This is a genomic window from Sphingobium sp. AP50 (assembly GCF_900109095.1).
In the GTDB taxonomy this organism is placed as follows: domain Bacteria; phylum Pseudomonadota; class Alphaproteobacteria; order Sphingomonadales; family Sphingomonadaceae; genus Sphingobium.
This window is the reverse complement of record NZ_FNYZ01000035.1, coordinates 1-25,886: the sequence shown is the minus strand read 5'-3', so window position 1 is coordinate 25,886 and position 25,886 is coordinate 1. Positions and strand designations below refer to the sequence as shown.

The window sequence follows — 25,886 nt, the reverse complement described above, 5'->3', positions numbered from 1 at the left end:
TCTCCTGCGCTATCAAAAGATGACCGTGACCTGGGACGAGCGCGCGACCGATTGGCAGGCGAGGACGAGCCCTGCCGCCAGGTCCGTTTCGTCCAGCACTTCGTTATGGCGCATCTCGACATCGCCGCTCTCGACGGTGCAGATGCAAGCGCCACAGGAACCCGAACGGCATGAATAGGGTGGGTTGAGGCCGGCCGCCTGAAGCGCATCGAGCAGCAATTCGTCGGCTTTCCAGTCGATGGTCGTCATTTGCCCGTCGAGCGTGACGACAAGGGTTGCATTCTTAAGCATTGGTCAGGAAGGCTATCAGTGCCTCGTTGACGAACTCGGGCTGTTCGATCTGGGCGCAGTGACCAGCTTCAGACACGCAGATAGCCGTGGCATTCGCCATTTTGCCCGTGAGTTCTTCCCACCATCCTGCGGGTTTGATCTTGTCGTTCGCCCCGGCGATAATCAGCGTTTGCGTGGAAATCCGGCTATAGTCGATGCCGCCGGACGGCGCTCGCGCGTCCTGAAATTCTTCGGGCCGGCGAAAGCGTGCGGCCGCGACGGCTTCCCATGCTCCGGGCGCCAGGCTGTTTGCGCGGCGCCGCTCGATATAGGCGCGGTCCGAAATCCAGCGCTCGCCATGGAAAAGCGCCTCCACGATCTTCGTCATGCCCGCAACCGATCCGTCATAGGCAAACAGCGCTTCGGTATGCGGTGAGTCCATGAGCAAGGCCCCGCCACCGGCGATCGTGACGATCTTTCGCGGGGACAATTTAGGAGCCTGTGAGGCGGCGTCGAACAGAAGGAGCATCCCGCCCATGGAATTGCCGATGCAGGGCGCGCCGACAGCACCGACTTCCTCCACAAACCGCGCGAAATGTCGTATCCGGCGTGCCCGCCCATCGACAAAATCCACGACCTTCGCGGTGCGGCCAAAGCCGAGCAAATCGGGCGCCAGGACGCGGAAATGCCGGGCGAGAGCCGGAATGGTCGCCTCCCAGCAAATTTCGGCTTCGCCGCCAAACTCTCCACCATGAAGGAGGAGGACGGGATCACCGGACCCAGCCTCAAGATAGCTGGTCTCCAGCCCGTCAACGAGAATCTCCTTACGCTGAAACTGGAACTGGGGAGGGGGGCTTGACATGATGGTCGGGCCTTTTCGAAAAAGTGGTGTGCGAGCCTTCAACCGGCGCCGTCGAACGGGCCGGAGCCCGCTTCGGCACCGGCTGCGTGCATCGCTGCCAGGTAAGCGAAGGTGAGCGCGGGGCCGATCGTAATCCCCCCGCTCGGATAAAATCCGCCCATCACCGAGTTGCGGTCATTGCCGCACGCATAAAGGCCTTTGATCGGCTGCCCCTGCTCATCGAGGACGCGGGAATGAAGGTCCGCAGCCAGCCCATATGTGGTCCCGATGTCGCCGGCATGCACGCGAATGGCATAGAAGGGCGCTTTGTCGAGTGGCCCGAGGCAAGGATTGGGCTTGTTCGAAGAGTCGCCGAGATAGCGGTTGTAGGCGCTCTTGCCCTTGCCGAATTTCGTGTCGATGCCGTGTTCGGCATCCCGATTGAATTCGGCAATGGTTGCGTTGAGCGCGTGGCGGTCAACGCCGATCTTGTCGGCCAACGCATCAATGGTCGATGCTTCGATGAGATAGCCCGACCGGACGGCGCGCCGGCGTTCTGATGCAAGGGGCGGCACAGCGCCGAAGGCATATTTGCGCATGAAGGTGGCATCGCACAGCAGATGCACGGGCTGCTGGTCCTCGTTTTTGAGCCGGCCGAGCATGGCGCGGACAAAGTCATGATAATTTTCCGCTTCGTTGAAGAAGCGCTCACCCGATTTGTTGACCGCTATAAGGCCGGGTTTGGCCCTGTCGGCCATGAGATGGGGAAAGCGTGTCACGGACCCGTCCTTGCGTGTGCCGACCGATACGGGCGTCCAGAACGCGCCTTCAACATTGGCGGTGTCGAATTTGGCCCCGATCGCTGTCGCAAGAGCGATGCCGTCCCCGCTGCTGTCGGGGCTGGTCGCGGAATATCCAAATTCGGCTTCATTCATGTGGGTGTTGCGCAGCGACTTGCTCCACGGGAACCCGCCCGTGGCTAGAACCACGCCCCGCGCAGCGTGCAGCTTTTCACGGCGCCCATTGCGCTTCACGACGACGCCGGCGACATGATCGCCATTTCGTATCAGTTCTACGATCGGGCTGTTGCGTAATATGGGGATGCCGCGATCCAGGGCGGATTTATACAGGTTGGCAACCAGCGCATTGCCGCCAGTCAGACGCGTTCCGCGCCCATATTTGCGATAAAGGACACGATCCCGCACATCTCGCAGAAGGAGGCGGCCAGTGTGGAGCGCAGATTTCGCCGAGCGGCGGGCGTTCAGGAGGTGATACACATCCATCAACTCCAGCATCTGGCGGCCGAACAGACACAACTCCGGCAGCGGGGGGCGAATGTCGTTGAACCTTTCGCCCAGCATCCGGCCATCCACGCTAATGGGGGTCATCGCGCGCCCCTTCTGCGAAGCGCCCGCCGCTTCGGGAAAATAGTCCGGAGAGTTGATCGCCCGAACGTAGAATAACGGTCCGGTCAGGCTTTCGAGATAGGCGAAGGCTTCCGGCCCGCGCTCTAGATACGCGCGGCGCCCATCATGTTCATGCGAAGTGCTTACCGTACTGTCGAGATACTGCTCGGCTGCCTCGAGCGTGTCGGTAAGGCCGGTGGCGACATTCTGGCGGCTGTTTGGTATCCAGACGACGCCGCCCGAATAGGATGTGGTGCCACCGACCAGGTGGGTCTTCTCGACGATGGCGACACGCAGCCCTCGGGAATGCGCGATGATCGCCGTGGAAAGGCCCGCCGCGCCCGATCCGGCTATGATGAGATCATATGCATTCTCAGGCATGTTGGTTCTCTACTATCTGCTGCGCCGGCCGATCGCAGAGATATGCCGGGTTGAGGGAAAGGAGCGCGATCATTTGATGGCGAGCACGTTAACTGGGGCGCCGGTAGCCTCGGTCACTTTCAACGGCGCGGCAGCGTAAAGGAAATCCCACTGTCCATCGGCGTGACAGTCCTTGTTGAGCGTCTCGAAATTGCAGACTTCGTTGAACGTGACCCCGAGGTTGCGCATCAGGGCGCAATGCAGCGGGATTTGAACGCCAATGGCTGGGTCAAGCTCGGTCTCGTTGGAGATCGTGTCCGTGGCCAGACAGGGTATTTCCATTTTGTGAAACCAATCGACAAGCTCAGGCGAGTAGGTGAGTCCGGGTTCCAGAAAGTCCTTGTAGAAAAGGTCCGGTCCCTGGACGCGCAGCAATTGCAAGAACCCCAGACGCAGGCAGAGGATGTCGTGCTTCTCGATCGTAACCCGCTGTCGTTCCGCACAGCCGAGCAGATCGTCCAGATGAATGAGGTCGCCCTTTTCGAGAAACGCCTTGCCCTTATATGCCGCCATGTCGAGCAGCACGCCGCGCCCGACGACGCCGCGTTCGGAGATCGGAAGGATCGATGCGTTTTTGAGGCCGCCATTGGTGTCGCTGGCTGGAAAGCCGTTCCACAACTGGTCATCATACCAGACATGTCCCAGCGCATCGAACTGCGTTGAGCCCTGGAGAAACATCTCGATACGGTCGTCTGTGAATTCCGCGCCGCCGGGCAGCGAGGGTATGTCGCCACGAACATAGCTGTCCTTGTCGATCATCGTTTCGCGTTTGGCCGGCGCTCTTCCGGGCCAGAGCGGGTCACCAAGCGGGTTGCCGATCACTTCGCCGCAGGTAAATACCTTGCCCTGGCGGACAGAGCGAACACCGCGAAGCACCTCAAGGTTGGTCAGGAAATTCAGCGACCCGACTTCGTCTGCGGGGCCCCAGCGGCCCCAGTTGCTTGGTGCGCCTGACAGAAGCTCGCCTACGTTGGGCCCGCCAGATGAACCAAGGCCGTGCTTGTCACACATTATCCCATACTCCTCATATGATCGTCGATCATTATGGTGGTGGCAGCGAAGCAAGGAACTTCAAAATGATCCTTCGAGAGGCGCCGTTCGGCCCAAAGTGCGTCGGCGATCGGTCGGGGCGGCTAACCGAACGCTCTTTCAAGCCGGATACGAACGACTGGAAAACCGAACAACGGCAAAGGAAGATTTGTTCGCCATGAGAACGCTAGAGGGGCTGACGTGTGCAACCGGCAGCTGTCGCTGCGACAGCCAATGCCGTGTGAAGTCCTGTTTGCGTTGGCATACTATTCCGAGCGCGCAGATATGGTCAAAGAACCGGCAGTTGGATTCGTACCGGGAACAGCGTTGCCGCGATGTCTTCAGCGGCGTCGCGAAGCAAGGGGAGAAGCGCCGTCGCTTCGGCTCGGGGCGATGGCCCCACCCTGCTCACGGAGATTGCCGCCAGAATTTGGCCGTTTTGACCTCTCACGGGAACGGCGACGCACCGCAAGCCAAGGGCAATCTCCTCATTGTCGGCCGCCCAACTGCGGGATCGGACAACTGCGATCTCGGCGCGGAGTTGTTCCGGGTCGGTTATCGTATGCGGCGTCAGCGCGACGAAAGCGCCATCGTCCAGATACCGCTCCAGTTCGTCATCGGGCAAAGCTGACAACAGGATTTTGCCAAGAGCAGAACAATAGCCTTCCAGCTGCGCGCCCTCGGCAGAATGGACTGGCACCTTTCCGAACCGCTGTTTGACCTGATAGGCCACCATGGCATCTTTCCAGACGCCGAGATGTGCATGGCTTTTCGTTTGCTTTGCTAACTTTAGCAGATGCGGGCGGGCGGCCGGTGCCAGGATGTCGCGCAGGGAAACGCCGTCAGCCAAAGTAATTGCCGCGCTGCCGAGCCGATAATCGGCTCGGCCCGTCCGCATCACGAAACCTCGTTCGATCAGCGATTGCAGGATCCGGTGCGCCGTTGCCATCGAGAGCCCGCAATGGGCCTGAACTTCCGGTAATGAGGTGCTGCCGAGACGCGCTACTGCTTCAAGAACATCAAGTGTCCTGTCCGTTAGTTGTGAGGTGCGGATCGCCGACATGTCTCTCATGTCCCTTCTATGCCTCAACTTTCGACAGATGGGAATTCAGTACAGGCACCCAGTTGAACCGATCTGCCGAATCTTCGATTGGATGATCCTTCAATAGGACGGCTCCGCGCACTCAGCGGAACTGGTCTGTGACGAGGAGATGAGCGTGACTAAGGTAAAGGCCGCCATCATCGGATCGGGCAATATCGGCACTGACCTGATGATCAAGATGATCAAATATCCCCAGAACATGGAACTCGTCGCCGTAGTCGGGATCGACGAGAAATCCGAAGGACTGGCCATGGCGCGCGAGCGCGGTGTGGAAACGACGCATGAGGGGCTTGAAGGTCTCCAGAGTATGCCGATCTACCCAGAGATCGGCATCGTGTTCGATGCGACATCCGCTTATGCCCATAAGGTACACGACGCGGCTCTGCGGGCAGATGGCAAACAGGTCGTCGACCTTACCCCGGCGGCTGTCGGACCCTACACGATCCCGACCGTGAACGGCGATGCCAATCTGGATGCCGGCAATGTCAACATGGTCACCTGCGGCGGACAGGCTACAATTCCAATGGTGGCCGCCGTCAGCCAGGTCGCGACCGTACATTATGCCGAGATCGTGGCCTCGGTGTCGTCACGGTCCGCCGGGCCGGGCACGCGCGCGAACATCGACGAATTCACGCGCACGACCGCAGGTGCGATCGAAAAGGTTGGAGGGGCGGCACAGGGTAAAGCCATCATCATCCTCAATCCGGCCGAGCCGCCCATGATTATGCGAGACACGGTGTTTACCCTGTCCGAGGGCGCCGACGAGGATGCGATCCGCGCGTCCGTCGAAGCGATGGTGGTGAAGGTGCAGGCCTATGTACCGGGCTATCGCCTGAAGCAGGAAGTGCAGTTCGAACGCTTTGGCGACAATAACAAGCTGAAGATACCGGGACGTGGTGAGTTCTCCGGCATCAAGACGATGATCTTGCTCGAGGTGGAGGGCGCGGGCGACTATTTGCCCAGCTATTCCGGTAATCTCGACATCATGACTGCCGCAGCCAAAGCAACAGGCGAGTTGCTGGCGCGGCGCATTCTTGAAGGACAGAAGGTGGCAGCATGAGCACCAGGTTCGATGTAGAAGCGGGCGACAAGATTTACGTCCAGGACGTTACCCTCCGGGATGGCATGCACGCCATCCGCCACATGTACGGGGTCGATCATGTCGCGGCTATTGCGAAAGCGCTCGACGAGGCGGGCGTGGATGCGATCGAGGTCGCGCATGGGGACGGTCTTAACGGGGCAAGCTTCAATTATGGCTTCGGCGCGCATACGGACTGGGAATGGCTTGAAGCCGTGGCGAATGTCCTTAAGCGATCCGTTCTCACAACCCTCATCCTGCCTGGTGTGGGCACGGTCGATGAACTGCGCCGGGCCTTCGAGCTTGGGGTACGTTCGGTACGCGTGGCGACCCATTGCACCGAAGCGGACGTCTCGAGGCAGCATATCGGGATAGCGCGTGACCTAGGCATGGATGTGTCCGGCTTCCTGATGATGAGCCACATGATCGCGCCCGACTCTCTGGCGCAGCAGGCGCTGCTGATGGAAAGCTATGGCGCGCAATGCGTCTATGTGACCGACAGTGGCGGCGCACTGGACATGGCGGGCGTCAAGGCGCGGCTCGAAGCCTATGACCGCGTGCTCAAGCCCGAGACACAGCGCGGGATGCATGCGCATCACAACCTGTCTCTGGGCGTTGCCAACTCAATGGTCGCAGCCGAATATGGTACGGTTCGCATCGATGCCAGCCTTGCAGGCATGGGGGCCGGCGCGGGTAATGCGCCACTGGAAGTGTTCATCGCCGCAGCCGATCGTCGTGGCTGGAATCATGGCTGCGACGTGATGGCGCTTATGGATGCCGCCGAAGATCTCGTCAGGCCCTTGCAGGACCGCCCGGTTCGCGTTGATCGCGAGACGCTCGCGCTCGGCTATGCCGGGGTCTACTCGTCGTTCCTTCGTCATGCCGAGAAGGCAGCGGAAACCTATGGTCTGGACACGCGGACGATCCTCGTGGAACTGGGCCGCCGTAAGATGGTCGGTGGTCAGGAAGACATGATCGTAGATGTGGCGTTGGACATGCTCAAGGAGCGAGCGGCGTAGATCTTTGGAGAAAGGGCGCGCATGGCGCGCCCTTTCAGGCGAAGCTTACTTTGGCGTTGCCCAGCTTTTCAATCCGGGTTTCGAATATGTCGCCAGGAGCCGCCGGCTCGAGCGGCACCAGGGAACCCGACAAAATGATGTCTCCCGCCTTGAGCGGGACACCATAGGCGCCAAGCGTGTTGGCGAGCCATGCAACGGCAGTGAGCGGCGAGCCTTGCACCGCAGAGCCGTACCCTTCCGAAATCAGGCGGCCATTTTTAAAGACCTCGCATTTGAGGCTTGGCAGGTCGAGCGTGCGCGGATCGACCCGCGCTTCTCCAAGCACGAAGACGCCGCAGGATGCATTGTCGGCGACGGTATCGACGATCTGGATATTCCAGTCCTCGATCCTGCTGTCGACGATTTCGAAACAGGCACAAACAGCTTCCGTGGCGGCAAGCACATCATCATCCGTCACGCCCGGACCGATCAGGTCTCGATTGAGAATGAAAGCGATCTCGGCTTCCGCCCGGGGTGCGATCAGATTATCCGCAATGGTATAGGGCGCATCGCCGCTGATCCACATCCGGTCGGTCAGAAATCCGAAATCCGGGCGATCGACGCCGAGCATATCCTGCACGGCCTTGGACGTAACGCCGATTTTCTTGCCGATGACGGCTTCTCCCTCTGCCTCGCGCCGGGCTAGAATGCCGAGTGAGATCGCATAGGCGTCATCGATCGACAGGCTGGCCCGGTCGCGCAGCGGCGGGACAGTGCGGTTTTCGCGCAAGGCGCGAAACAACTCATGGGCATATTCCGCCTGCAGCGCTTCTCGGGACATTGCCTCTTCTTATCCTTTCATTTGAGACCCTTTGGTGAGGGTCGCACCGCCAAAGCGCGGCTTCATGGCTACTTCGTTTGCCAGAGGCGAAGGCCTGGCCTCAGGCCTCCTGCGGAATGCTTCTCGGCGAACTGGCGGTTTGCGGTAAAGCATAGCCGCCGATCTGTTGTGCAAGCCTGTGGCTCGCGCTGTCGAGGCGCTGCGGCTGAACGATCGCGGCAACGAAGCGGTCAGGCCGGATAACGACGATGGAGCCGTCGGCTTCCTGATCCGCAAACCATTCGTGCAGCGCGCCTTGTGCATCCCCGACCACCGTTGTGCCGGGGAGGATGGACCCGCGATAATTGCCCAGTTGTGTGGGTGGTAGCACCGCGATCATGTGGGCCCCGGCTTGCGTCCAATAGTTCCGGACCGCCTCGGACATGTGCAGTTGGGGATCGCTACCCCAGGAGAGGACGGCGAACCGCAATCCGATGACATCGTCCAGCCTGGCGCGCTTGCCGTCTCTGGTCAGAACATCGGGCTGGGGGAAGAGGCGCCCCGTGGCATTGCCTTCGGGTTTTCCGGCTGCATTTGTCAGAACTATGCCCTGCGTGAAGCGCGGCATCGGCTTGAAGCGCATCTGCACGAAATAGCGCTTCACAGGCGGGATCGCATTCAGGGCCAGGGCGACGCGATCCCGAAGCCAGGCGACGAGCTTGTTGGTTGGAGCAAAAATGCGGCCTGCGGTGACCGAAAGGTCGATCATGGCCTTGGCATGCGTCCGCCGCTCGCTCTCATAGCTTTCGAGGATGGCAGGAGAGGCCTCGTTCCGCACGACCATGGCCAGCTTCCAGGACAGGTTGGTCGCATCGCGGATGCCGCTGTTATAGCCCTGACCCTGCCAGACCGGCATGAGGTGCGCAGCATCGCCGGCGATCAGAACCCGCCCCTTGCCGAAGCTCCGTGCCAGGCGGGCATTGTGCGTATATACGCGGCTCCGCAGGACATTCGCACGCTCAGGATAAGGCAGCGCGCGGGCGAGCAGCTGAGCAACACCTTGCGGGGATGTCAGCTCCTCCTCACTTTCGTCACCAAACACCATGAACTCAAGCCTGCGCATGCCATGGGGCAGGGCGATCGATACATAGGGGCGCGAGGGTACGCAGTGGAGATAGGAATCCGGCAGGCCGAGGGGATCGTCGAGAATATCGATGACCACCCACCGCGTCGAATCCGTGATGCCGTCAAACGCGATGTCGAGCTGTTTGCGCACATTGCTGCGGCCGCCATCGCAACCCACCAGCCATTTCGCCTTTACCGCAGCGATGCGATCCGCCGTCTTGACGGCAAGTTCCACATGATCCGCATGCTCTACAAAGGCGGCGACTTCGGCCCCGAACACGGTGCGAACGGATGCAAATCTTTGCAATCCCTGGTGGAGTATCGCGTCGACCATAGGCTGGATGAAGGAGCTCCGCCGCGGCCAGCCAAATTCGCGCGTCTTGGGATCGATGAGGGCGAATGTTTTTCCCGTCATCGTCAGGAAGCGCATCTTCTGGCCAGGGGTAGTATGCTCCGCGATCGCGTCGCCGAGCCCGATCGCCTGGAAACTGCGCAAGCACTCGTCATCCATCCCGACGCCCCGGGGATAGTCGATGAGCTTGTCGCGCTGCTCCAGGATGAGCGTGCTCACGCCCAGGCAGCCAAGATAATTGGCGATCGTCAGCCCGACTGGTCCGGCGCCGACGATAGCAACGTCGACTTCGATATCATCCAGCACGGTAGTGTCTCCTGGCTTCATCATGTGTTTCTAACGTCAGGGTGGAGGGATATCTTACCGGGTTGGAGACGTGCGCGGAATTCGACAATAGGTGGCACGCCAAAGAGCGGAGGACGTCGAACGCTCGGCGGCCTTTTGCATGACATCCCATGGCGCGACGCCGCTTCAAGCTCGACCCAGCAGGAAATCCAGATGGAGTGCGTTGAACTTCTCAGCGTCCTCGAATTGCGGCCAGTGACCGCATTCGTTCATGACCTCATAACGGGCGTTCGGCAGCAATTCGGCAATGCGGTGACCTTCCTCCGGCGTTGCCGTCGGATCGTGCGAGGTCCACAGGACGAGGGCAGGGGAGCCGATCCGCCGCGTATCCTCGTCCGAGAACATGTTGCGGCGGCGAACGTCCATATCCTGCATGCACAGGACGCGCTCCATCACCGCAGAAAAGCCAGGTTGCGCATAGATTGCCCGGCGGGTCTCGACGAGGTCGTCATTCACTTTCGAGATATCGTGCATCAGGAATTCCAGCCTGCTCCTGATCCTCTCCGGCGACGGATCGTTGACCGCCTCCATCGAGAGGCGCTTGATCCGGGCCATCACTTCGGGATGCGCGGTCCAGCCGCCTGCTGTGTTTAGGACGAGGCGTTCGACTTTCTCCGGGTGATGCAAGGCAATCCACCCGGCAACCCATCCGCCCAGAGATTCTCCCGAGATGCTCGCCTTATCGCGTCCCAGAGCCTGCATCACCGCGAGAACGTGCGCGCCATAGTCCGGCACCTCATAGGCACAATTCGGTTTGTCGCTCCAGCCATGACCGATAAGATCGATGGCGACCGTCCAGAAATGCTCGCCATGGGCCGCAAGGTTGCGGCTGTAGGCTTCGGCATGTCCGCCGGTCCCGTGCAGTAGCAGGAGCAACGGCTTGTCGCTTGACCCCGAAGAGAGAAAGCGCGTTCTGATGCCACCGGCGTCGATATAGCCCTGGGTGAAGGCGACCTTGGTCAGGTCAGACCAGACTGACTTGTAGAGTTCCGACATGTGCGTTCTTACCTTCCAGGCATCACGAGATGTTATGCGGACGTCGCCGTGAGAATCCCCATGCCGGTGATCCATTCGTCGATGACCTCGTAGAAAATTTCGGTGGCGCAATATCCCGCGCCCAAGGCGGAGAGAGCGGCGACCCAAGTGCGCGCTTCGTGCCCGCCGCGGCCACCCGCCTCGCTGATCGATTGTTGGGAACAGTCGTCCAGGCTCGACAGATTTCCGGCGAGGAAGGCGTCGAGTAGCTTGCGATCCCATTCGGCGTTTGCGGGCAGCAACCGCGACTTTCCCACTGCCATCGCATTTCCTTCTGTCGCGGCACGAGATTGCCGTGCGAACCGAGCCGCATGATTGAGCGGCGCTCCGGAGATCAGACGCTCACGCATCTGAGGGGTGGCGTTGGCCAGTTCTGCCATGGGCGGATCGTGAGACAATCCGCCTGAGCCAATGAGCAAAATGCGTTCTGGTGCCTGACGAGCCCAATCGCCGACTGCGCGGCCTAGCGCCCGTGCGCGTTCGAAGGTGGGTAGCGGCGGCGCCGCGCAGTTGACGAAGATCGGGATAACCCGATCCAGCGGATGATCTGCCGATAGCCATTCAAGCGGCTGGACGGCGCCATGATCGACCTGCATCTTGTGGGAAATCGCAGCATCTACTCCGGCGTCCAGGACGAATCTCGAAAGATCGGCAGCGCGCGCTGCTGGAATGTTCAGTTCTCCGGCGGCGGTGCCGTAATCTCCGATCGAGATGCCCTCAATGCCGATGCAGAAGGGCGGAAGCAGACCGTAGAAAAATCCATTGATATGATCGGGATAGAAGATAACGACGAGATCGGGTTGTTGCTCTGCTACAAATTTACCCGCCTTTTCCAGGGAAGCATTGAATCTTGCTTCTGTTTCAGAACTCGGGCGGGTCCGGTCTTTAAGTGGGCTATGTGACAAGCACACGGATCCGACGATCATCGAGTTGCTCCTGATCTACACCCATCTAAATAGTCGTGGGATTAATGCGGGATTGCGGCTTGACGATTGAGAAAATGCTTGATCTTTTGCAACGGCATTTCCGGGAATGTTCCCAGGGTGAACATGAAAGAAGGCTCGTGAATAGGAGCGAAGAAGCCCCTTATAAGGACGTCCGGTCGCTGGTTCGGGGATTGCAGGTTATCGAGGCATTGAGCGAACTCGGCTGGGCCAAGATTGGCGATTTGAGCGCGGCGGCGCGAATCGAGCGATCATCGACCTATCGATTGGTGAACACATTGATCCAATTGGGTTATGTATCACGGCGGACAGAAGATGGGGCTGTCGCGCTTACGCCCAAATTCGCTTATCTCGCTGACGCTCTGAAAGACGACGACATCGTGACCCAGTTCGCATGGCCGCCGCTGTTCGATCTGAGCAAGGATGTGCTTTGGCCGTGCGACTTTGCCAGTTTCGTCGGGGGCAAGGTTTTGATCCGGTTGACGACTCACAAGATCAGCCCGATGTCGGTCCATCGCGCAATGATCGGAAAGGAACGGTTTTTGGTGCGATCCGCGCTCGGCATGGCGATCCTGTCTGCCATGGACGATGATGAACTGGAAGCGTCCCTAGAAATCGTCGAGAAACTGGGCGGAGCCAATTCAGAAGATGTGCGTAACCGCGAGCGCGTCCGTACTATGGTGGAGGCTGTACGTAAACGTGGTTATGCCAGTTCAACAGGGCAGAGCGAAGGCAAAATCAGCGCGATTGCGCTTCCCGTTCGCGGCCCTAGCGCGCAAGTTGCCGGTGCTGTGAATATCGTCTTTTTCCGCAGCGTTATGACCACAGAGCAGGCTGCCGAGCGCTACCTCGACAAACTGCAACTCTGTGTCCGCCAGGTTGAGCGATCTCTTGCCGATTTTACCGAAAGAAAAAGCGTGGCTTCATCTGAACCATAATCATATATGGTCGCGTCAACGGCTGCCTATCGGGCGGTCAGGCCACCATCCACCACGATCGCCTGACCTGTGATGAAGGAGGCCTGGTCGGATGCCAGAAACGCAACGACAGCGGCAATTTCCGCTGGCTGTCCCCAGCGTCCCATTGGCACCCGAAGCTTGTCATTGATCAGCGCGTCGCTTTCCGCCTGGGTCGGGGCAAAGCCGGCTGTCATCGGCGTTTCGATATAGCCGGGACAAACGACATTCACGCGAATGCCGTCTTTGGCGTATTTCAGGGCTGCGTCCTTGGTGGCGCCCACCACCCCATGTTTGGACGGGCCGTAGCCGGCTGGGCCAATGGATCCTGTCACACCGGCGATCGAGGCCATGTTGATGATCGAGCCGCCGCCTCCCTGCTGGAGGTGCGGAAGGCCCGCACGCATGGCGCGCCAGGTGCCGATAAGGAACATGTCCACGTTGCGCTCGAAATCGTCATATCGATCGGTAGAGGTCCGCCCGGCCGAATTCACCAGGACGTCCAGGCGCCCGAAACGGTCCGCAGCGCCTTGGATGCTCGCTTCGACAGATAATGTGTCGAGAATGTTCACCTGGCTGAAAATCGCCTGACCGCCCTTTGACGTGATCGCGTCTATGACGTTCCTGGCGCTGCCCTCGTCGACATCCGCGATCACGACTACCGCACCACTTGTCGCAAGCGTGTCGGCGACTGCCCTTCCGATGCCGCTCGCCCCGCCGGAAATCCAGCAAATCTTGCCTTCAAGGCTCGGATAGGTGACAACTTCCATCATTGAACTCTCCAGAAATATTCTCTTTGCGGCGCCCGTCTGTCCCTGCATCGACTCCATTGACCTTTACGACGATCTATAGGGAGCAAGATGTTGGCCGAAGAATCGGTCATCGCATCGTTGTGCACATAAATTCGGCCGGCTGCTTTCCCCCCGGCTTTCAATGGATCACAGCTCAGTCTGCTAGGGTAGTGAAACGACGCCTCGCAAGTGCGATTGCTGCATTGTTCTCTTGGCGAACGTGGATGACCGCGATCTTGGAGGCGTGTTTGAAGAGTTCAGATCACCAGCATCCCTACAAAAAGTAAGGTTAGGCGCGAAGCGTGTTCGCAATGCGAACGCTCGCATGATCGCGGTTGCGACGCCTGCAACCAGCTTTTATCGCCAGTCAGAAGCAGGCGAACAAAACAGCTTCGCCGCCGTGAGTGGCCGCTCGGCACGCAAGTGCGTGCCTGGTCGCCTGCGATCGGCGTGCAAGATGCGATCAAGGAATAGGATGTCTCGATGAATGATGCTCACCTCCAAGCCGAAGCGGCCGCGTGGGTTGCGGATTTTGAAGCTGCGATCACGGCGCAAGACCGCCCAAGGCTGACGGACCTATTCTGCGATCCTTCCTATTTTCGCGACAATGGCGCGCTGACATGGGATTACAGGCAGTTCCACGGGCGAGAAACGGTCGTGTCCACGCTTCTTTCGCTGGCGCGCGAGGTAGAGCCGAACCATTTTCGGCTGTCCGAGGGCTGGCCCTCTCCGCAAGTTTTGGGGGCAGGGGATGCCGCCATCATCGAAGCCTTTTTCGACTTCGAGACTAAGGACGGCTCGGCCGTTCTTCTTCTGAACGCTGTGTCCGAAGGGGGCGTGCTGAAGGCTCGGGCGATCTTCACCCGTCTGGAAGATCTCAAGATAATTGAGCAAGCGGCGCCCTATCCGCGCGGCCGCGGCTACACGCCGAGCTATTCTGGGGAAACCTGGAAGGAGCATCGCGATGCTGCGCAGCGGTACGACAATGTCGAACCGGAGGTGATGGTAATCGGTGCGGGGCAGGCGGGACTGACGACCTCTGCCTATCTTCGCAAATTTGGCGTCGATGTGCTCAATGTTGATCGGCACGAAAGGGTCGGCGACAGCTGGAACAAGCGGTACGACTCATTGTTTCTTCATAATCCGATTGAAATGAATGATTTCCCGTTTCTGTCTTTCCCGCCACATTATCCTGAATATCTGCCGAAGGACCTGATCGGCGAGTGGCTCGACCTTTACGCGCGCTATATGGACCTCAATGTCTGGACCAGCACGACTTTCAAAAGCGCGCACTATGACAGCAAGCTGGAACGGTGGGATGCAGTGCTGGGTCTGCCCGACGGCAGTGAACGCGTGCTTCACCCCCGTCACATCGTCCTCGCGACTGGCGGGATCGGCGGCAAGCCATCTATGCCTAGCTTCCCCGGGCTGGACAGCTTTGCCGGGAAGGTGATCCACTCCTCGCACTATACGCGGAACTCGGACTACGGCATCAAGAAGGCGATTATCATCGGTGTGGCCACCAGCGCCCATGATATCGCGCGAGACCTGGTGGAGGGCGGCGTCGCTGTGACGATGTTCCAGCGTGACGCGGTCGTCATCAATAACGTCGCCACCGCCAACCTCGCCTATGCCGGATATATGGACCCGGACATCCCGACGCCGCTGGTCGACATCCGGTACGGTATCGGATTGATCAATCCGTTGCGAGAGAAGGCCAGTCAAGCCTATCACAAGATGGCGCAGGAACTCGATCGCCCGCTGCTTTCGCGCCTCGAGGCCGCGGGCCTGCGACTGGGCGACGGTGTGAACGGGCAGGGTTGGCTCGACCTCTTCCTGCGGTCGGGCGGCGGCTATTATCTCAACACCGGCACATCCGAATTGATCGCCGACGGAAGCATCAAGATCGAGCCGTTCCAACGGATCGTCGAGTTTGTTCCGACCGGCGCGAAACTGGACGATGGCAGGATCATTGAAGCGGACATCGTCATACTGGCGACCGGCTATCAAAGCCGCAGGACAGAGGTTGTCGACTTCTTCGGCGATGATGTTGCGGACAAGGTTGGTGAGATCGCGCGTCTCGATCCGGAGGGGGAATGGGCTAACATCTGGGGGCAGACGGCTCAGCGGGGGCTTTGGTTCAATGGCGGCGGGATCAACCAGATGCGTCCGGGCTCGGCGCGTCTTGCTCTCCTCATCAAAGCGGATCTGGCCGGCCTGATACCCGAGGCCTTGAGGCGGGGAGAGAGCCGCCTGGCATATGAAAAGACGCGTGAAGCAGTCGGCTGAGCGCGACCGCCACAAAGATCGGGCATAAGCTCGGCGGAAGCGGTCACCCCAACCCGAGAGGCACCTTGGAGCCTGTTAGAGAGGAGAGGATCCAAGGACGTGCACGATTCTCAGCGACCACGCCGGGATCCGCGTTGAGCTCAACGGGTGCATGGCTTCCGCGCGACAAGAGGGCCGGAAAGCTACAGCTACACGACGATCTATGTCGCTTATGGGCTTACAGCACGCTGAATGACGTTCGATCGCCTCTGTCACCATAGGTTTGCCTTGGGATTTGGCAACAAGAGATTGTAACAAAACAATATTTTTAAAAACCCCCCACTCCACATGCTAGGTGCGGGCGTGTCTCAAGGGACGGGATATGAGCAGCGGTAACTACATCGGCGGTATCTTGAACTTGACCGGAGCGATCCCCGGCGATGGCTTCCAATATGATGGCCCCGCCATGCCGAGCTATCCGATCTACATGATCACGTTTCGAAGCACCCACGACGCGATCGAGCGTCTCATTCTCCAGCCACCGTTGAAGGCGGATCGATCGGAAGAACCGATCGTAAAGATGTGGTACTTCGTCAATCCGCAGAACCGGGCGATCGATGGGCAGGTGACGCCTTACCATGCCGTCCAATTCGCGGCACCGTGCATCCACAATGGCCGCAAAGGTCAGTCAGGATGGGAATATGTCGATGGCCTGCGCGGCGAAAAGACCTGGATGGACGTCATGGGGCCGTGGAGCGTCTATTTCGGCATGGCCAAGAAGATGGGTGACATCAGCTTCATTCCGGTTGCGCCGGACGAATTCGAGATCACGGTCGATCGTCGCGGTACGCGCCTCATCACGATGGGCATCCGGATCGGTGTTGAGTTGACGGGCGAGCAAATCGATGCCGTGCGCGCGCACGCGGTCTGGCCGGAGCAAATGACCGTTCGCGCGATCCCGAGCCCTGATTATTCCCATTTCACCCAGCACGCCGTCTGCGCCACTTCCACAGAGAAGGGGAACAGCATCGATCGTGCATGGCATGCCGATAAGGCGTCCGTGGCATTTGGTCACCTTGACATGGACCCATTGGACGAACTTCCCGTGCTTGAGGTCACAGGTGCTTATGCCGCCATGAACACGACGGAAAAAATCGTATTCACCGAAATGCGCGTCGTCGATGATCTTTTGCCGAATATCGACAGGTCTGCACCCGCCCCAGCCGCCGCCAATTGACGTTTGATTGATCTCGCAATGGCTTACTGTTGTCGGCATCGCGGTTGCTCGCATGGGGATGGAGCAGATTCACCAGCGAGCGGATTGTCTAACCCGAACAAGGCTTTGGCAAAATGCTCCTGAGGCACATCCGCAATAGGAGTGGCGGTTACACTGCTTTAGTGTTTGCCGCTCCGTCAGACCGGAAACGGCCGTCGTGCCAAAAGGCGTTACAGAATTTGGGAGCGAGGACATAAGATGATCGACCTGTATTTCTGGCCAACACCAAATGGAAAGAAGGTTACGATCCTGCTGGAGGAGGCATCTATCCCCTACAGGATCAAGCCTCTCAATATCGTCAAGGGCGAGCAGTTTGCGGAAAGCTATCTCGCACTCAACCCCAATCATCGCATGCCGACCATGGTGGACCATGATCCTGCAGGTGGAGGGGCGGCTGTTTCGGTGTTCGAATCCGGCGCAATCCTCATGTATTTGGCCGAGAAGTCAGGTCAGTTCTGGCCTCAGACGATCGACCAGAAATATGCCGTGGCACAATGGCTTGTTTGGCAGATGGCCAATATGGGTCCGAAGATAGGCGAATATAATCATTTCAACCGTCTGGGATCAGAGCAGGGCGATCAAAGCTACGCCATCAGGCGCTTCGATGATGAGGCAAACCGGCTGTACGGCGTGCTGAATTACGCGCTGCACAAGAGCGAGTACCTGGCTGGCGCGGAATATAGCATAGCAGACATGTCCGTCATTCCCTGGGCGATGAACTGGAAGATGCACGGGCAGGATCTCGACCTGTTTCCCCATGTCAAGAGATGGCTCGATTTGGTGATGAGCCGCCCGGGCGTCCAGCGGGGACTTGACGTCGGCAAGGAACTGACGGTCGATCCGACCAAATTCACGCCAGAAGAAAAGGAACATTTTCGGCGCATGTTGTTCAACCAGCGCGCCATACCAGTTCCTGATGGAGAAACCCATGCATGAGAAACTGATCGAGCATAGCCATATCGTCATCAAGGATGGGCAGGCGGAACGCTATATTGAACTATTTCCGACTTTCAGGGATATTTTCTTCTCTCACCCTGGCGCTGTATCGCTGCGCCTCTTGCGGGACAAGGCTGTAGAAAACGCCTTTGTCTGTGCGATGGAATGGGAATCCGCTGCATCAAAACAGCTTCTGATAAAGAGCCCCGAGATAAAGGCATGGATGGAAATTTTCTGGCCTTTGGTCGGTAACGAAAAGAACAGCTATTTCGAAGATGTCGGCTGAGCGTTGCCAGCCAGTGACGTCAAGCGTGGCTCTTGGTGCCACGAAAGGCCAAGACAGTGGAATATATCAGTTGCAGTGAGGCCCGGGACCGGGATGGCTTGAGGCTCGTACTCTCCGCAGGGAGCCCCAATCCCTGGGGTGAGGCGGCGAAAGGCTTGTTCCATGTGAGGAACATTGGCTACCTCGCGGTCCGCCACCAAGGCATGGGCACGAACGATGAGATTTTCAACTGGACGGGCACGCGAAACGCGCCTGTGGCGATGTTTAATGACGACAAGCCCCGGCATAGCTGGATAGATATTCTGTATCTGGCGAACAGGCTCGGCAGTGGCGCCTCCCTGTTGCCTGAAGATCGTAAGACCCAGGTCGAATGCATCGGCCTGTCGCATGCTATCTGCGGCGAGGATGGTCTCGGCTGGAATCGAAGACTCGATCTCTTTCATCGACAGGTGCAAGCTGTCGGTGGAAATCCAGACCTCACCATTCTCCCCAAGAGAATGTTCAAGGATTTCAACGGTACTGCGGAGGCGATGGCGGCTGCATCCGATAGGGTCGTGCGCATTCTGGAAATGTTTCAGGATCGACTTGCCGATCAGCAGAGGGCGGGTTCCCGCTATCTTGTCGGAGACAGCCTGACGGCGGCCGATATTCATCTCGCGACCTTTCTGGGGATGCTTTCGCCTCTGCCCGTCGATGTGAATCCAATGCCGGAGCGCATCCGGGGACTGTACGAATCAGGCGAGCCGCGATTGAGAGATGCCGTAGCGCCTGGCCTGCTCACCCATCGGGATTTTATCTACGCGCGGTATCTGAAGCTGCCGATGGATTTCTGAGACCTGGCAGAACCGCGCCTAGGGATCGGCCGCGCGGAATCAGCAAGAATTACGCGGAATCGCCCAAACGAAACGGCCTTTGATCGACGGGTTTCGAGTATCGTCGAGCAATGAAAACAGGCTCTTCCGGTCGCTGCCAGCCTGCGGCGGGTGAGAAGCCAAAAGGGAGATGGATCATGACAGGATTGAGGAAATGATGAAGGGTGCGAAGGCGGTCCTTCTTGCGAGCGTGGCGATCGGTACGTTCTTTGGCAGTGCGCAGGCGCAAGAGAATGTGGCAGCGAGCCCCGCTGCCCCGGCGGATGACGGCGAGATCGTCGTGACGGCACAACGTCGCGCTCAGGCACTGTCGGACGTGGGCATGTCGATCACCGCGATCGGCGGAGAGGCGCTTGCGCAGCGCAACGTAACTCGGGCCGAAGACCTTTCCAAGCTGGTCGCCGGATTGTCGGTCAGCGACAGCGGCTTCAGCACGCCGATCTACACGCTACGTGGCGTTGGCATCAACGAGCCCAGCGTGGGGTCTACCTCATCGGTAGCCATCTATGTCGACGAAGTGCCGCTGGCATATCCGATCACGACGCAGGGTGCTGCACTGGATTTGCAGCGGATCGAAGTGCTGAAGGGGCCTCAGGGCACTTTGTACGGCCAGAACTCCACTGGCGGCACGATCAACTACATTGCCAACAAGCCGACCGACGATTTCGCGGCAGGCGTGACAGGAACGTTCGGGCGCTTCAACCGTGGCAGCCTGGAGGGTTTCATCAGCGGCCCGATCGCGCCCACGCTCAAGGCGCGCATCGCCGCGCGTGGGACGCTAGGCAGCGGCTGGCAGCGAAGCCTGACGCGGGACGACAGCATCGGCAAGGTGGAGAATTTTGTCGGCCGGGCGATCGTTGAGTGGGAGCCGTCCGACATTTTCCGTGTCACCTTCAACGCGAACGGCTGGATCGACAGATCCGATAATCTGGTGCCGCAACTTGTGAGGGTAACGCCGACTAATCCCGCGCTCGCGCTGCCGAAGGTGCTCAATGCGCCCCGACCGGTTGGCAACGCACGCGATACGGATTGGGAACCGGATACAAGCCTCGACCGCAATGACAAGTTCTGGCAAGGATCGGTGCGGGCTGAATTGGACATCAGCGACGAGGTAACGCTGACCTCGATCACGGCCTATTCGCACCTCGACCGCCATCAGACCACGGACTATGACGGCATTGCCAATGCCCTTGCCGTTCAAAGAGAGCAATTTGGCAAGATCAAGTCCCTGTATCAGGAAGTAAGGTTGTCAGCCAGCTTCTCTGGGGTGAACTGGGTGGTTGGCGTCAACATTTCAGATGACGAGACCAGCGATCGGATTTTGGAGGATATCAGGGATTCCTCGACCGTCCGTCTTCTGGCGGGCTTGCCGGCGCATGGCGCGGGTACGAGAGTGGATCAGAAGATCAACAACTGGGGCGTGTTCACCAGTATCGACATCCCGCTGACCGACCAGCTCAATTTCACGGGCGGCATCCGCCTGAGCGAGGAAACCCGCAAGTTCGAGGGTTGCGGAACGATTATGGATGAGTTTTCCGCCCCTGCCTATACGAACCTCATCAACATATTCCGCGCAGGTGCAGGCCTTCCGCCGGTGCCTCTCTTCCAGGTCGGTGAGTGTTTCTCGCTGTATCGGACCGCTGCTGGCCAGGCTCAGGACACAGGCGGTTTGCCTTTACTGACGCCGGGGCTCGCGCGCAAGGAACTGAAGGAAAACAATGTTCCGTGGAACCTGAACCTGAACTTCAAGCCCACGGATCGGTCGCTGATCTATGCGCGGGTAAGCAGGGGCTATAAGTCCGGCAACTTCGCGACGCTGGGCGCCCTTGACCCCATTGTTTATGGGCCGGTGGTTCAGGAAAAGCTGACCGCCTATGAACTGGGCGGCCGCGTTTCGATCTCGCGGCGGCTTCGGTTCGAGGCTGCGGTCTTCCGCTACGATTATATCAACAAGCAGCTTCGCGCGCGCGTTTTTGCGCCACCGGTGGGCAATATTTCGGCACAGGACAATATCCCCAAATCGAAGATCGAAGGGGCCGAATTCTCTGCGATGATCAGTCCGGTTCGGGATCTGACGCTCAACCTGAGTGGAACTTACATCAAGAGCAAGGTTGTCAGATATACGGGCTTCTCCGTAATCGGCAGCACACCAGAGGATTTGAGTGGGACACCGTTCAATTTCACACCCAAATACAGTCTGAATGCGGACCTGAATTACTCTCATCCGGTGTCGAACGATCTGGATGCGTTCGTTGGCGTGAACGTTGCCTATCGCAGCAAGACGTCGGCGGTGTTCACTCCTCCAGGCAGCACCGGGCTGCAGGATTTCGATATCAACCAATATACTCTGGTCGATGGGCAATTGGGGGTCAGCTCTGCTGAAGGGAAATGGAAGGCCTGGTTCTGGGGCCGGAATATCTTCAACAAATATTACTGGACCAACGTGGTCAAGGCGGCCGATGTCACTGTACGGTTCCCCGGCATGCCGGCGACCTACGGGGTGTCCGCTTCAATGACATTCTGAATAATTCGGCATATGCGGGGATGGCGATATTGTCGTTTCCCTGCATATGCCGATGAGATCAGGCGTATCCATGAGAAAACAGGATCGGTTTCAGTCCGATCCAAGAACACCAGGATCGGCGTATTTGTGTCAGACCTTGAATCTCTAATGCCGCAAAGAAAAGCTGATCCAGCGCCGGCCTATTCCCCGGTCGCGGCCTGGGGATCGCTGGCGATCTTGCTGCTGCTCTCCATGCTCTCCATTCTTGATCGACAAATCATTGCCCTCATGGTGGAGCCTATCAAGCGGGACCTCCTTCTGAGCGATACCGAGCTTGGCCTCCTTCAGGGGTTCGCATTCGCGCTTTTCTATAGTCTCGCCAGCATTCCTTTAGGTTGGGCAGTCGATCGTTATCCCCGGAAGATCATCGTCTACCTGGCCGTTACGACCTGGTCTTTGAGTGCGGCGGTATGTGGTCTTGCGAGCAGCTTCTGGCAGCTCTTTTTCGGCCGGACGATGGTGGGTGTGGGCGAAGCGTCGCTCACCCCGGCATCCGTGTCCCTGATCAGCGATCTTTTTCCGCCCGAGAAGGTCGGAACACCGATGGGGATCTATGCTGCCGGCTTTTATCTCGGGAGCGGTGTTGCGCTTGGCGTGGGAGGCCTGGTTGTTGGCCTTTTGGCCGGAAGTGGCACCATTCCTTTTCCCATTATCGGCGATGTGGCTTCGTGGCAGGCGGTTTTCCTCGTTACCGGCCTTCCCGGTTTCTTTTTCGCGTTTTTAGCCTGGTTCCTTCGGGATGCTCGGCAAAGGAGCCGCGCCGTCGCCGCGCAGGACCCATCGGCCGTTCAGGGCTTTGGCACCTATGTTTCCGCCAATGGGAGCATCATCTTCTACAGCTTTGGCGCATTTGGTCTCGCGAGCCTTGTCGCCTATGCGATGGGCGCCTGGACACCTACTTATTTTGCGAGAACCTTTGGTTGGCAGCCCGCTGAAATCGGTTGGATGTGGGGGCTTGTCGTCGCTCTGTCCGGTGCGGCCGGCGCAGTGATGGGCGGTATGCTTGTTGATCGCGTGAACAAGGCGGGCGTGCGCGACGCCTGTCTAATTGTTCCCGCCATCAGCAGCCTGATCGCATGGCCCCTCGTCACGCTGGGCTATATCGTCGCGCACCCGCTTCTCGGGATGTTTTTCCTGGGCATGGGGATGGTGGCATTGGGCGTGGTTTCTGCCGGCTCGTTCGCGACTTGGCAACGCATTGCCCCGCCCAGCCTTCGTGGCCGGGTGAGCGCCTGCTTCGTCCTTGTGTCGAGCCTGCTTGGCGCGGGGACGGGACCCATCGTGGTCGCCTTCATCACGGATTATGCCCTCGGCGATGAGCGGCTGATCGGTCAATCGCTAGCATGGACCGTGGGATTGACCATTCCCACTATGGCCGCGCTTCTGGTCTTGGGTCGCTCGGCTTGCGCTAACGGCATCCGCCTGGATTTTCTTCCTTCGGACATGCCGAAAGCCGCGCACAGGCAGTGAGGGAGAAGAAATATGAAGAATCTTTCCGGCAAAGTGGTGTTGGTCACGGGCGGGGCGTCAGGTCTCGGTAAGGCCACGGTTGAACGCTTTGCGGCAGAGGGCGCGCGCGTGGTGGTAGCCGACCTTAATGCCGAGGGCGCGCAAGCTGTCGCCGCGCAGTTCGGCGGTCAAGCGGTCCGGATGAATGTGGCTGATCCTGGCTCTGTGGAAGAGGCGATCTCGTGCACGGTGGAAAGCTTCGGTCGGCTGGATGTGCTTGTGAACAATGCGGGGATTGAATCGGCTCGCGCGCTTATCCATGAAGCCACGCTGGAAAATTGGCGAAAAGTCATCGACGTCAATCTTACCGGCGTTTTCTATTGCATGAAATATGCCTTGGGACAGCTCCTCAGGCAGGGCGATGGCGGCAATATCGTCAACATCTCCTCTATCGCCGGCATGGTGGCGGTATCGGGCCTTCCTCCCTATGTCGCTGCGAAGGCTGGCGTCTCTAATCTCACGCGCGAAGCCGCCATCGAATATGGGCCGCACGGCATTAGAGTAAACGCAGTCGCGCCGACGGCGGTCTATACGCCGCTGCTGCAGCGTATGGCCGGGGATGCCAAGGAGCCGGCGGCCGTGATGGACGGGTTGAAGACATTGAGCCCGCTGCACGGTCTCGCTGAGCCTGAAGATATAGCAGCAGCCGTCGCGTTCCTGGCGAGCGATGATGCGCGCTTCATAAGCGGAGTCACGTTGCCGGTCGATGGTGGCTTCACCGCCCAGTAGGCATCATCCAGCGTGCACAGGCAGGAGAGAGACGTGAAATATTATTCGGTAGCCGAAGCGCGGGAGATGCGCGGTCTTCGTCTGGTACTGACGGCCCATCTGCCCGGCCCCTGGAGTGAATCCGCCAAGGCGTTATTCAACGCGCGCAATGTGCCCTACGTCGCCGTGGAGCAGGTCGCGGGCGGCGCAAACGAGGAACTCTGTTCGTGGACCGGGGGCATTCGCAACGCGCCGATCGCCATGCTGGATGATGACCATCCTGCACATGGCTGGCTCGACCTTGCGATGATGGCGGAGCGCCTCGGCTCCGGGCCGTCGCTGCTTCCGGAGCGATCCGTCGACCGTGCGCTCGCGCTCGGCCTTTCTGCGGAAATTTGCGCGCCTCATGGTTTTGGCTGGGCACGCCGCCTTCTCATGTTCGCGACCAGCTACAGCGCGAAGGACATGTCGGAGGAATCCCCGGCGCATGTCCGCGCGATGTTGCAGCAATATGGCTTTTCAGATGCGGCAGTTGCCGCTGCAAGGGCGCGCCTGATTGACATCATGGAGGCGTTGGCAGGCCGTCTTCGCGCTCAGAGGCAGAACGGACTGCGGTACATGATCGGCGATCAGCCGAGTACGATCGACTTTCACTGGGCCTGTTTCTCGCAGATGGTGGCGCCGTTGCCGGTGGACGATCAGCCGGCGATGCCGGACTGGCTCATCGCAAAATATAGCGACCTCGATCCCCAGGTCGCCAAGGCCCTCGATCCGCTGCTGATCGAGCACCGTGATTTCATCTACCGAAATCATATCGGCCTTCCGCTGGAGTTTTAAGCCATGATCGATCTCTATTATTATCCAACGCCCAACACCTGGAAGGCCAGCATCATGCTGGAAGAGTGCGGGCTCCCCTATCGCCTGATGCCGATAAACATCATGGAAAAGGAGCAGTTCGCTCCAGAATTCCTTGCTGTCAGCCCGAACAACAGGGTGCCGGCGATCGTCGACCATGATGCTCCGCAGGGGCCGCAATCGGTGTTCGAGTCTGGCGCGATCCTCGTTTATCTGGCCGAAAAGACCGGCAAGTTTCTGGCATCTTCCGGCCCGGCGCGTGTTGCAACCCTCGAATGGCTGTTCTGGCAAATGGGCGGTTTGGGGCCGATGGCGGGGCAGGCGCACCATTTCCTGCGCTCGGCCCCCGAGGGCAATGATTATGGCAAGGCGCGCTTCACCCAGGAGAGCACCCGCCTCTACGGCGTGCTCGATCGGAGATTGGGTAGCACCGAATGGCTCGCGGGTGACGAGTACGGAATTGCCGACATGGCGACCTGGGGGTGGGTCTATTTTCATCGCATGCATGGGCAGCAGCTGGACGATTTTCCGAACATCGCGCGTTGGTACTTCGCAATGTATGAGCGACCGGCGGTTTTGCGAGGCATCGCGGCGGGTCAAGACGATGCGACCCCGCCCAGGCCGCCTTTCTGGGATGCGCCCGAAGGCTTCATTTATACCAATCCCCATTGAAACTGACGCACGCGGGGGATTCCCAAGGCGCTGAATTTCTGAGTCTGTGTCTCCCCATTGGAGGGCATGGCCATGGGTGCAGCGATCGGATTGCGGAACGGTTTTGACGCGGTGAGCCTGCGGCGACTGGCGCTTGCGACAAGGAGCGCGAACCAGGGCCGGCGGCTGCTGGCCTTGGCGGAAATTTATGATGGTGGGAGCCGAAGCGATGCCGCGCGGATCGGTGGCGTGACGTTGCAGATTCTGCGCGACCGGGTGGTGCGGTTCAATGCCCAAGGTCCTGACGGTCTCCTCAACGGGAAGGCGTCAGGCAAGCCCCCCCTTGTTGAATAATGCCTACCATTACAGTTGCATTTTAGACTTGATATGAGCGCGCCGTGCTGCAGCCTGATGCGCTCGTCTCCAGCATGACCAAGCGATGATGTAGGT

24 protein-coding genes are annotated in these 25,886 nt (G+C 59.2%); 14 read left to right on the top strand and 10 right to left on the bottom strand.

Annotation, left to right across the window (positions count from 1 at the left end):
- Nucleotides 1–12: 12 nt before the first annotated feature.
- The 5 genes from BMY84_RS27615 to BMY84_RS27595 all read right to left on the bottom strand — a co-directional run bounded on the left by BMY84_RS27615 (nucleotide 13) and on the right by BMY84_RS27595 (nucleotide 5,029).
- Nucleotides 13–291: a 2Fe-2S iron-sulfur cluster-binding protein gene (locus BMY84_RS27615; RefSeq protein WP_093088279.1), complete on the bottom strand. Its 279-nt coding sequence runs from the start codon at nucleotides 289–291 to the stop codon at nucleotides 13–15.
- The gene (locus BMY84_RS27610) at nucleotides 284–1,132 is read right to left on the bottom strand and encodes an alpha/beta fold hydrolase (RefSeq protein WP_093088278.1); all 849 of its coding nucleotides are present in this window, start codon (nucleotides 1,130–1,132) and stop codon (nucleotides 284–286) included. The genes BMY84_RS27615 and BMY84_RS27610 overlap by 8 nt, the downstream gene beginning before the upstream one ends.
- A gap of 38 nt (nucleotides 1,133–1,170) precedes the next feature.
- Nucleotides 1,171–2,898 carry an FAD-dependent oxidoreductase gene (locus BMY84_RS27605; RefSeq protein WP_093088276.1) on the bottom strand — a complete coding sequence of 576 codons (1,728 nt, stop codon included), beginning with the start codon at nucleotides 2,896–2,898 and terminating at the stop codon, nucleotides 1,171–1,173.
- A gap of 69 nt (nucleotides 2,899–2,967) precedes the next feature.
- Nucleotides 2,968–3,948: a cyclase family protein gene (locus BMY84_RS27600; protein WP_093088274.1), complete on the bottom strand. Its 981-nt coding sequence runs from the start codon at nucleotides 3,946–3,948 to the stop codon at nucleotides 2,968–2,970.
- 307 nt (nucleotides 3,949–4,255) lie between these two features.
- Nucleotides 4,256–5,029: an IclR family transcriptional regulator gene (locus tag BMY84_RS27595; RefSeq protein ID WP_177204244.1), complete on the bottom strand. Its 774-nt coding sequence runs from the start codon at nucleotides 5,027–5,029 to the stop codon at nucleotides 4,256–4,258.
- 154 nt (nucleotides 5,030–5,183) lie between these two features.
- Here BMY84_RS27595 and BMY84_RS27590 point away from each other — a divergent pair, with 154 nt between their 5' ends.
- Complete coding sequence (locus BMY84_RS27590; RefSeq protein WP_093088287.1) at nucleotides 5,184–6,128, top strand: acetaldehyde dehydrogenase (acetylating); 945 nt, start codon at nucleotides 5,184–5,186, stop codon at nucleotides 6,126–6,128.
- The gene (dmpG, locus tag BMY84_RS27585; RefSeq protein WP_093088271.1) at nucleotides 6,125–7,165 is read left to right on the top strand and encodes a 4-hydroxy-2-oxovalerate aldolase; all 1,041 of its coding nucleotides are present in this window, start codon (nucleotides 6,125–6,127) and stop codon (nucleotides 7,163–7,165) included. The genes BMY84_RS27590 and dmpG overlap by 4 nt, the downstream gene beginning before the upstream one ends.
- A gap of 34 nt (nucleotides 7,166–7,199) precedes the next feature.
- On the opposite strand, the gene BMY84_RS27580 is transcribed toward dmpG, so the two are convergent.
- The 4 genes from BMY84_RS27580 to BMY84_RS27565 form a co-directional block, all read right to left on the bottom strand.
- A complete protein-coding gene (locus BMY84_RS27580) occupies nucleotides 7,200–7,985 on the bottom strand; it encodes a fumarylacetoacetate hydrolase family protein (protein ID WP_093088270.1) in 786 nt (261 codons plus the stop codon).
- A 100-nt stretch (nucleotides 7,986–8,085) separates the two neighbouring features.
- Nucleotides 8,086–9,747, bottom strand: coding sequence for a bifunctional 3-(3-hydroxy-phenyl)propionate/3-hydroxycinnamic acid hydroxylase (locus BMY84_RS27575; protein ID WP_218147053.1), 1,662 nt, complete (start codon nucleotides 9,745–9,747; stop codon nucleotides 8,086–8,088).
- 165 nt (nucleotides 9,748–9,912) lie between these two features.
- Nucleotides 9,913–10,857, bottom strand: a complete 945-nt coding sequence (locus BMY84_RS27570; RefSeq protein WP_218147052.1) for an alpha/beta fold hydrolase — start codon at nucleotides 10,855–10,857, stop codon at nucleotides 9,913–9,915.
- The gene (locus tag BMY84_RS27565; protein WP_093088265.1) at nucleotides 10,815–11,747 is read right to left on the bottom strand and encodes a 3-carboxyethylcatechol 2,3-dioxygenase; all 933 of its coding nucleotides are present in this window, start codon (nucleotides 11,745–11,747) and stop codon (nucleotides 10,815–10,817) included. The genes BMY84_RS27570 and BMY84_RS27565 overlap by 43 nt, the downstream gene beginning before the upstream one ends.
- A gap of 59 nt (nucleotides 11,748–11,806) precedes the next feature.
- Here BMY84_RS27565 and BMY84_RS27560 point away from each other — a divergent pair, with 59 nt between their 5' ends.
- Nucleotides 11,807–12,703 (top strand): IclR family transcriptional regulator domain-containing protein, encoded by an 897-nt coding sequence (locus BMY84_RS27560; RefSeq protein ID WP_177204243.1) that lies wholly within the window; start codon nucleotides 11,807–11,809, stop codon nucleotides 12,701–12,703.
- Between the two features lie 26 nt (nucleotides 12,704–12,729).
- Here the strand turns inward: BMY84_RS27560 and BMY84_RS27555 are convergent, their stop codons facing one another.
- Nucleotides 12,730–13,542 carry an SDR family NAD(P)-dependent oxidoreductase gene (locus BMY84_RS27555; RefSeq protein ID WP_177204242.1) on the bottom strand — a complete coding sequence of 271 codons (813 nt, stop codon included), beginning with the start codon at nucleotides 13,540–13,542 and terminating at the stop codon, nucleotides 12,730–12,732.
- Between the two features lie 453 nt (nucleotides 13,543–13,995).
- Here BMY84_RS27555 and BMY84_RS27550 point away from each other — a divergent pair, with 453 nt between their 5' ends.
- From BMY84_RS27550 to BMY84_RS27500, 11 genes are all read left to right on the top strand, one after another.
- Nucleotides 13,996–15,801 carry a flavin-containing monooxygenase gene (locus tag BMY84_RS27550; protein ID WP_093088261.1) on the top strand — a complete coding sequence of 602 codons (1,806 nt, stop codon included), beginning with the start codon at nucleotides 13,996–13,998 and terminating at the stop codon, nucleotides 15,799–15,801.
- A 361-nt stretch (nucleotides 15,802–16,162) separates the two neighbouring features.
- The gene (locus BMY84_RS27545) at nucleotides 16,163–17,017 is read left to right on the top strand and encodes an acetoacetate decarboxylase family protein (protein ID WP_093088259.1); all 855 of its coding nucleotides are present in this window, start codon (nucleotides 16,163–16,165) and stop codon (nucleotides 17,015–17,017) included.
- A 237-nt stretch (nucleotides 17,018–17,254) separates the two neighbouring features.
- The gene (locus BMY84_RS27540; RefSeq protein ID WP_093088257.1) at nucleotides 17,255–17,992 is read left to right on the top strand and encodes a glutathione S-transferase N-terminal domain-containing protein; all 738 of its coding nucleotides are present in this window, start codon (nucleotides 17,255–17,257) and stop codon (nucleotides 17,990–17,992) included.
- Nucleotides 17,985–18,278 carry a putative quinol monooxygenase gene (locus BMY84_RS27535; RefSeq protein WP_177204241.1) on the top strand — a complete coding sequence of 98 codons (294 nt, stop codon included), beginning with the start codon at nucleotides 17,985–17,987 and terminating at the stop codon, nucleotides 18,276–18,278. Before BMY84_RS27540 ends, BMY84_RS27535 begins: the two co-directional genes overlap by 8 nt.
- A gap of 164 nt (nucleotides 18,279–18,442) precedes the next feature.
- Complete coding sequence (locus BMY84_RS27530; protein WP_143075198.1) at nucleotides 18,443–19,111, top strand: glutathione binding-like protein; 669 nt, start codon at nucleotides 18,443–18,445, stop codon at nucleotides 19,109–19,111.
- Nucleotides 19,112–19,304: 193 nt separating this feature from the next.
- On the top strand, nucleotides 19,305–21,674 hold the full coding sequence (locus tag BMY84_RS27525) for a TonB-dependent receptor (protein ID WP_177204239.1): 2,370 nt from the start codon (nucleotides 19,305–19,307) through the stop codon (nucleotides 21,672–21,674).
- A gap of 126 nt (nucleotides 21,675–21,800) precedes the next feature.
- Nucleotides 21,801–23,183, top strand: a complete 1,383-nt coding sequence (locus BMY84_RS27520) for a spinster family MFS transporter (RefSeq protein ID WP_177204238.1) — start codon at nucleotides 21,801–21,803, stop codon at nucleotides 23,181–23,183.
- A gap of 12 nt (nucleotides 23,184–23,195) precedes the next feature.
- Nucleotides 23,196–23,951: an SDR family NAD(P)-dependent oxidoreductase gene (locus tag BMY84_RS27515; protein ID WP_093088249.1), complete on the top strand. Its 756-nt coding sequence runs from the start codon at nucleotides 23,196–23,198 to the stop codon at nucleotides 23,949–23,951.
- A gap of 33 nt (nucleotides 23,952–23,984) precedes the next feature.
- On the top strand, nucleotides 23,985–24,767 hold the full coding sequence (locus BMY84_RS27510; RefSeq protein ID WP_093088247.1) for a hypothetical protein: 783 nt from the start codon (nucleotides 23,985–23,987) through the stop codon (nucleotides 24,765–24,767).
- A 3-nt stretch (nucleotides 24,768–24,770) separates the two neighbouring features.
- Complete coding sequence (locus BMY84_RS27505; RefSeq protein WP_093088246.1) at nucleotides 24,771–25,457, top strand: glutathione S-transferase family protein; 687 nt, start codon at nucleotides 24,771–24,773, stop codon at nucleotides 25,455–25,457.
- 72 nt (nucleotides 25,458–25,529) lie between these two features.
- On the top strand, nucleotides 25,530–25,790 hold the full coding sequence (locus BMY84_RS27500) for a helix-turn-helix domain-containing protein (RefSeq protein ID WP_093088244.1): 261 nt from the start codon (nucleotides 25,530–25,532) through the stop codon (nucleotides 25,788–25,790).
- Nucleotides 25,791–25,886 lie beyond the last annotated feature (96 nt).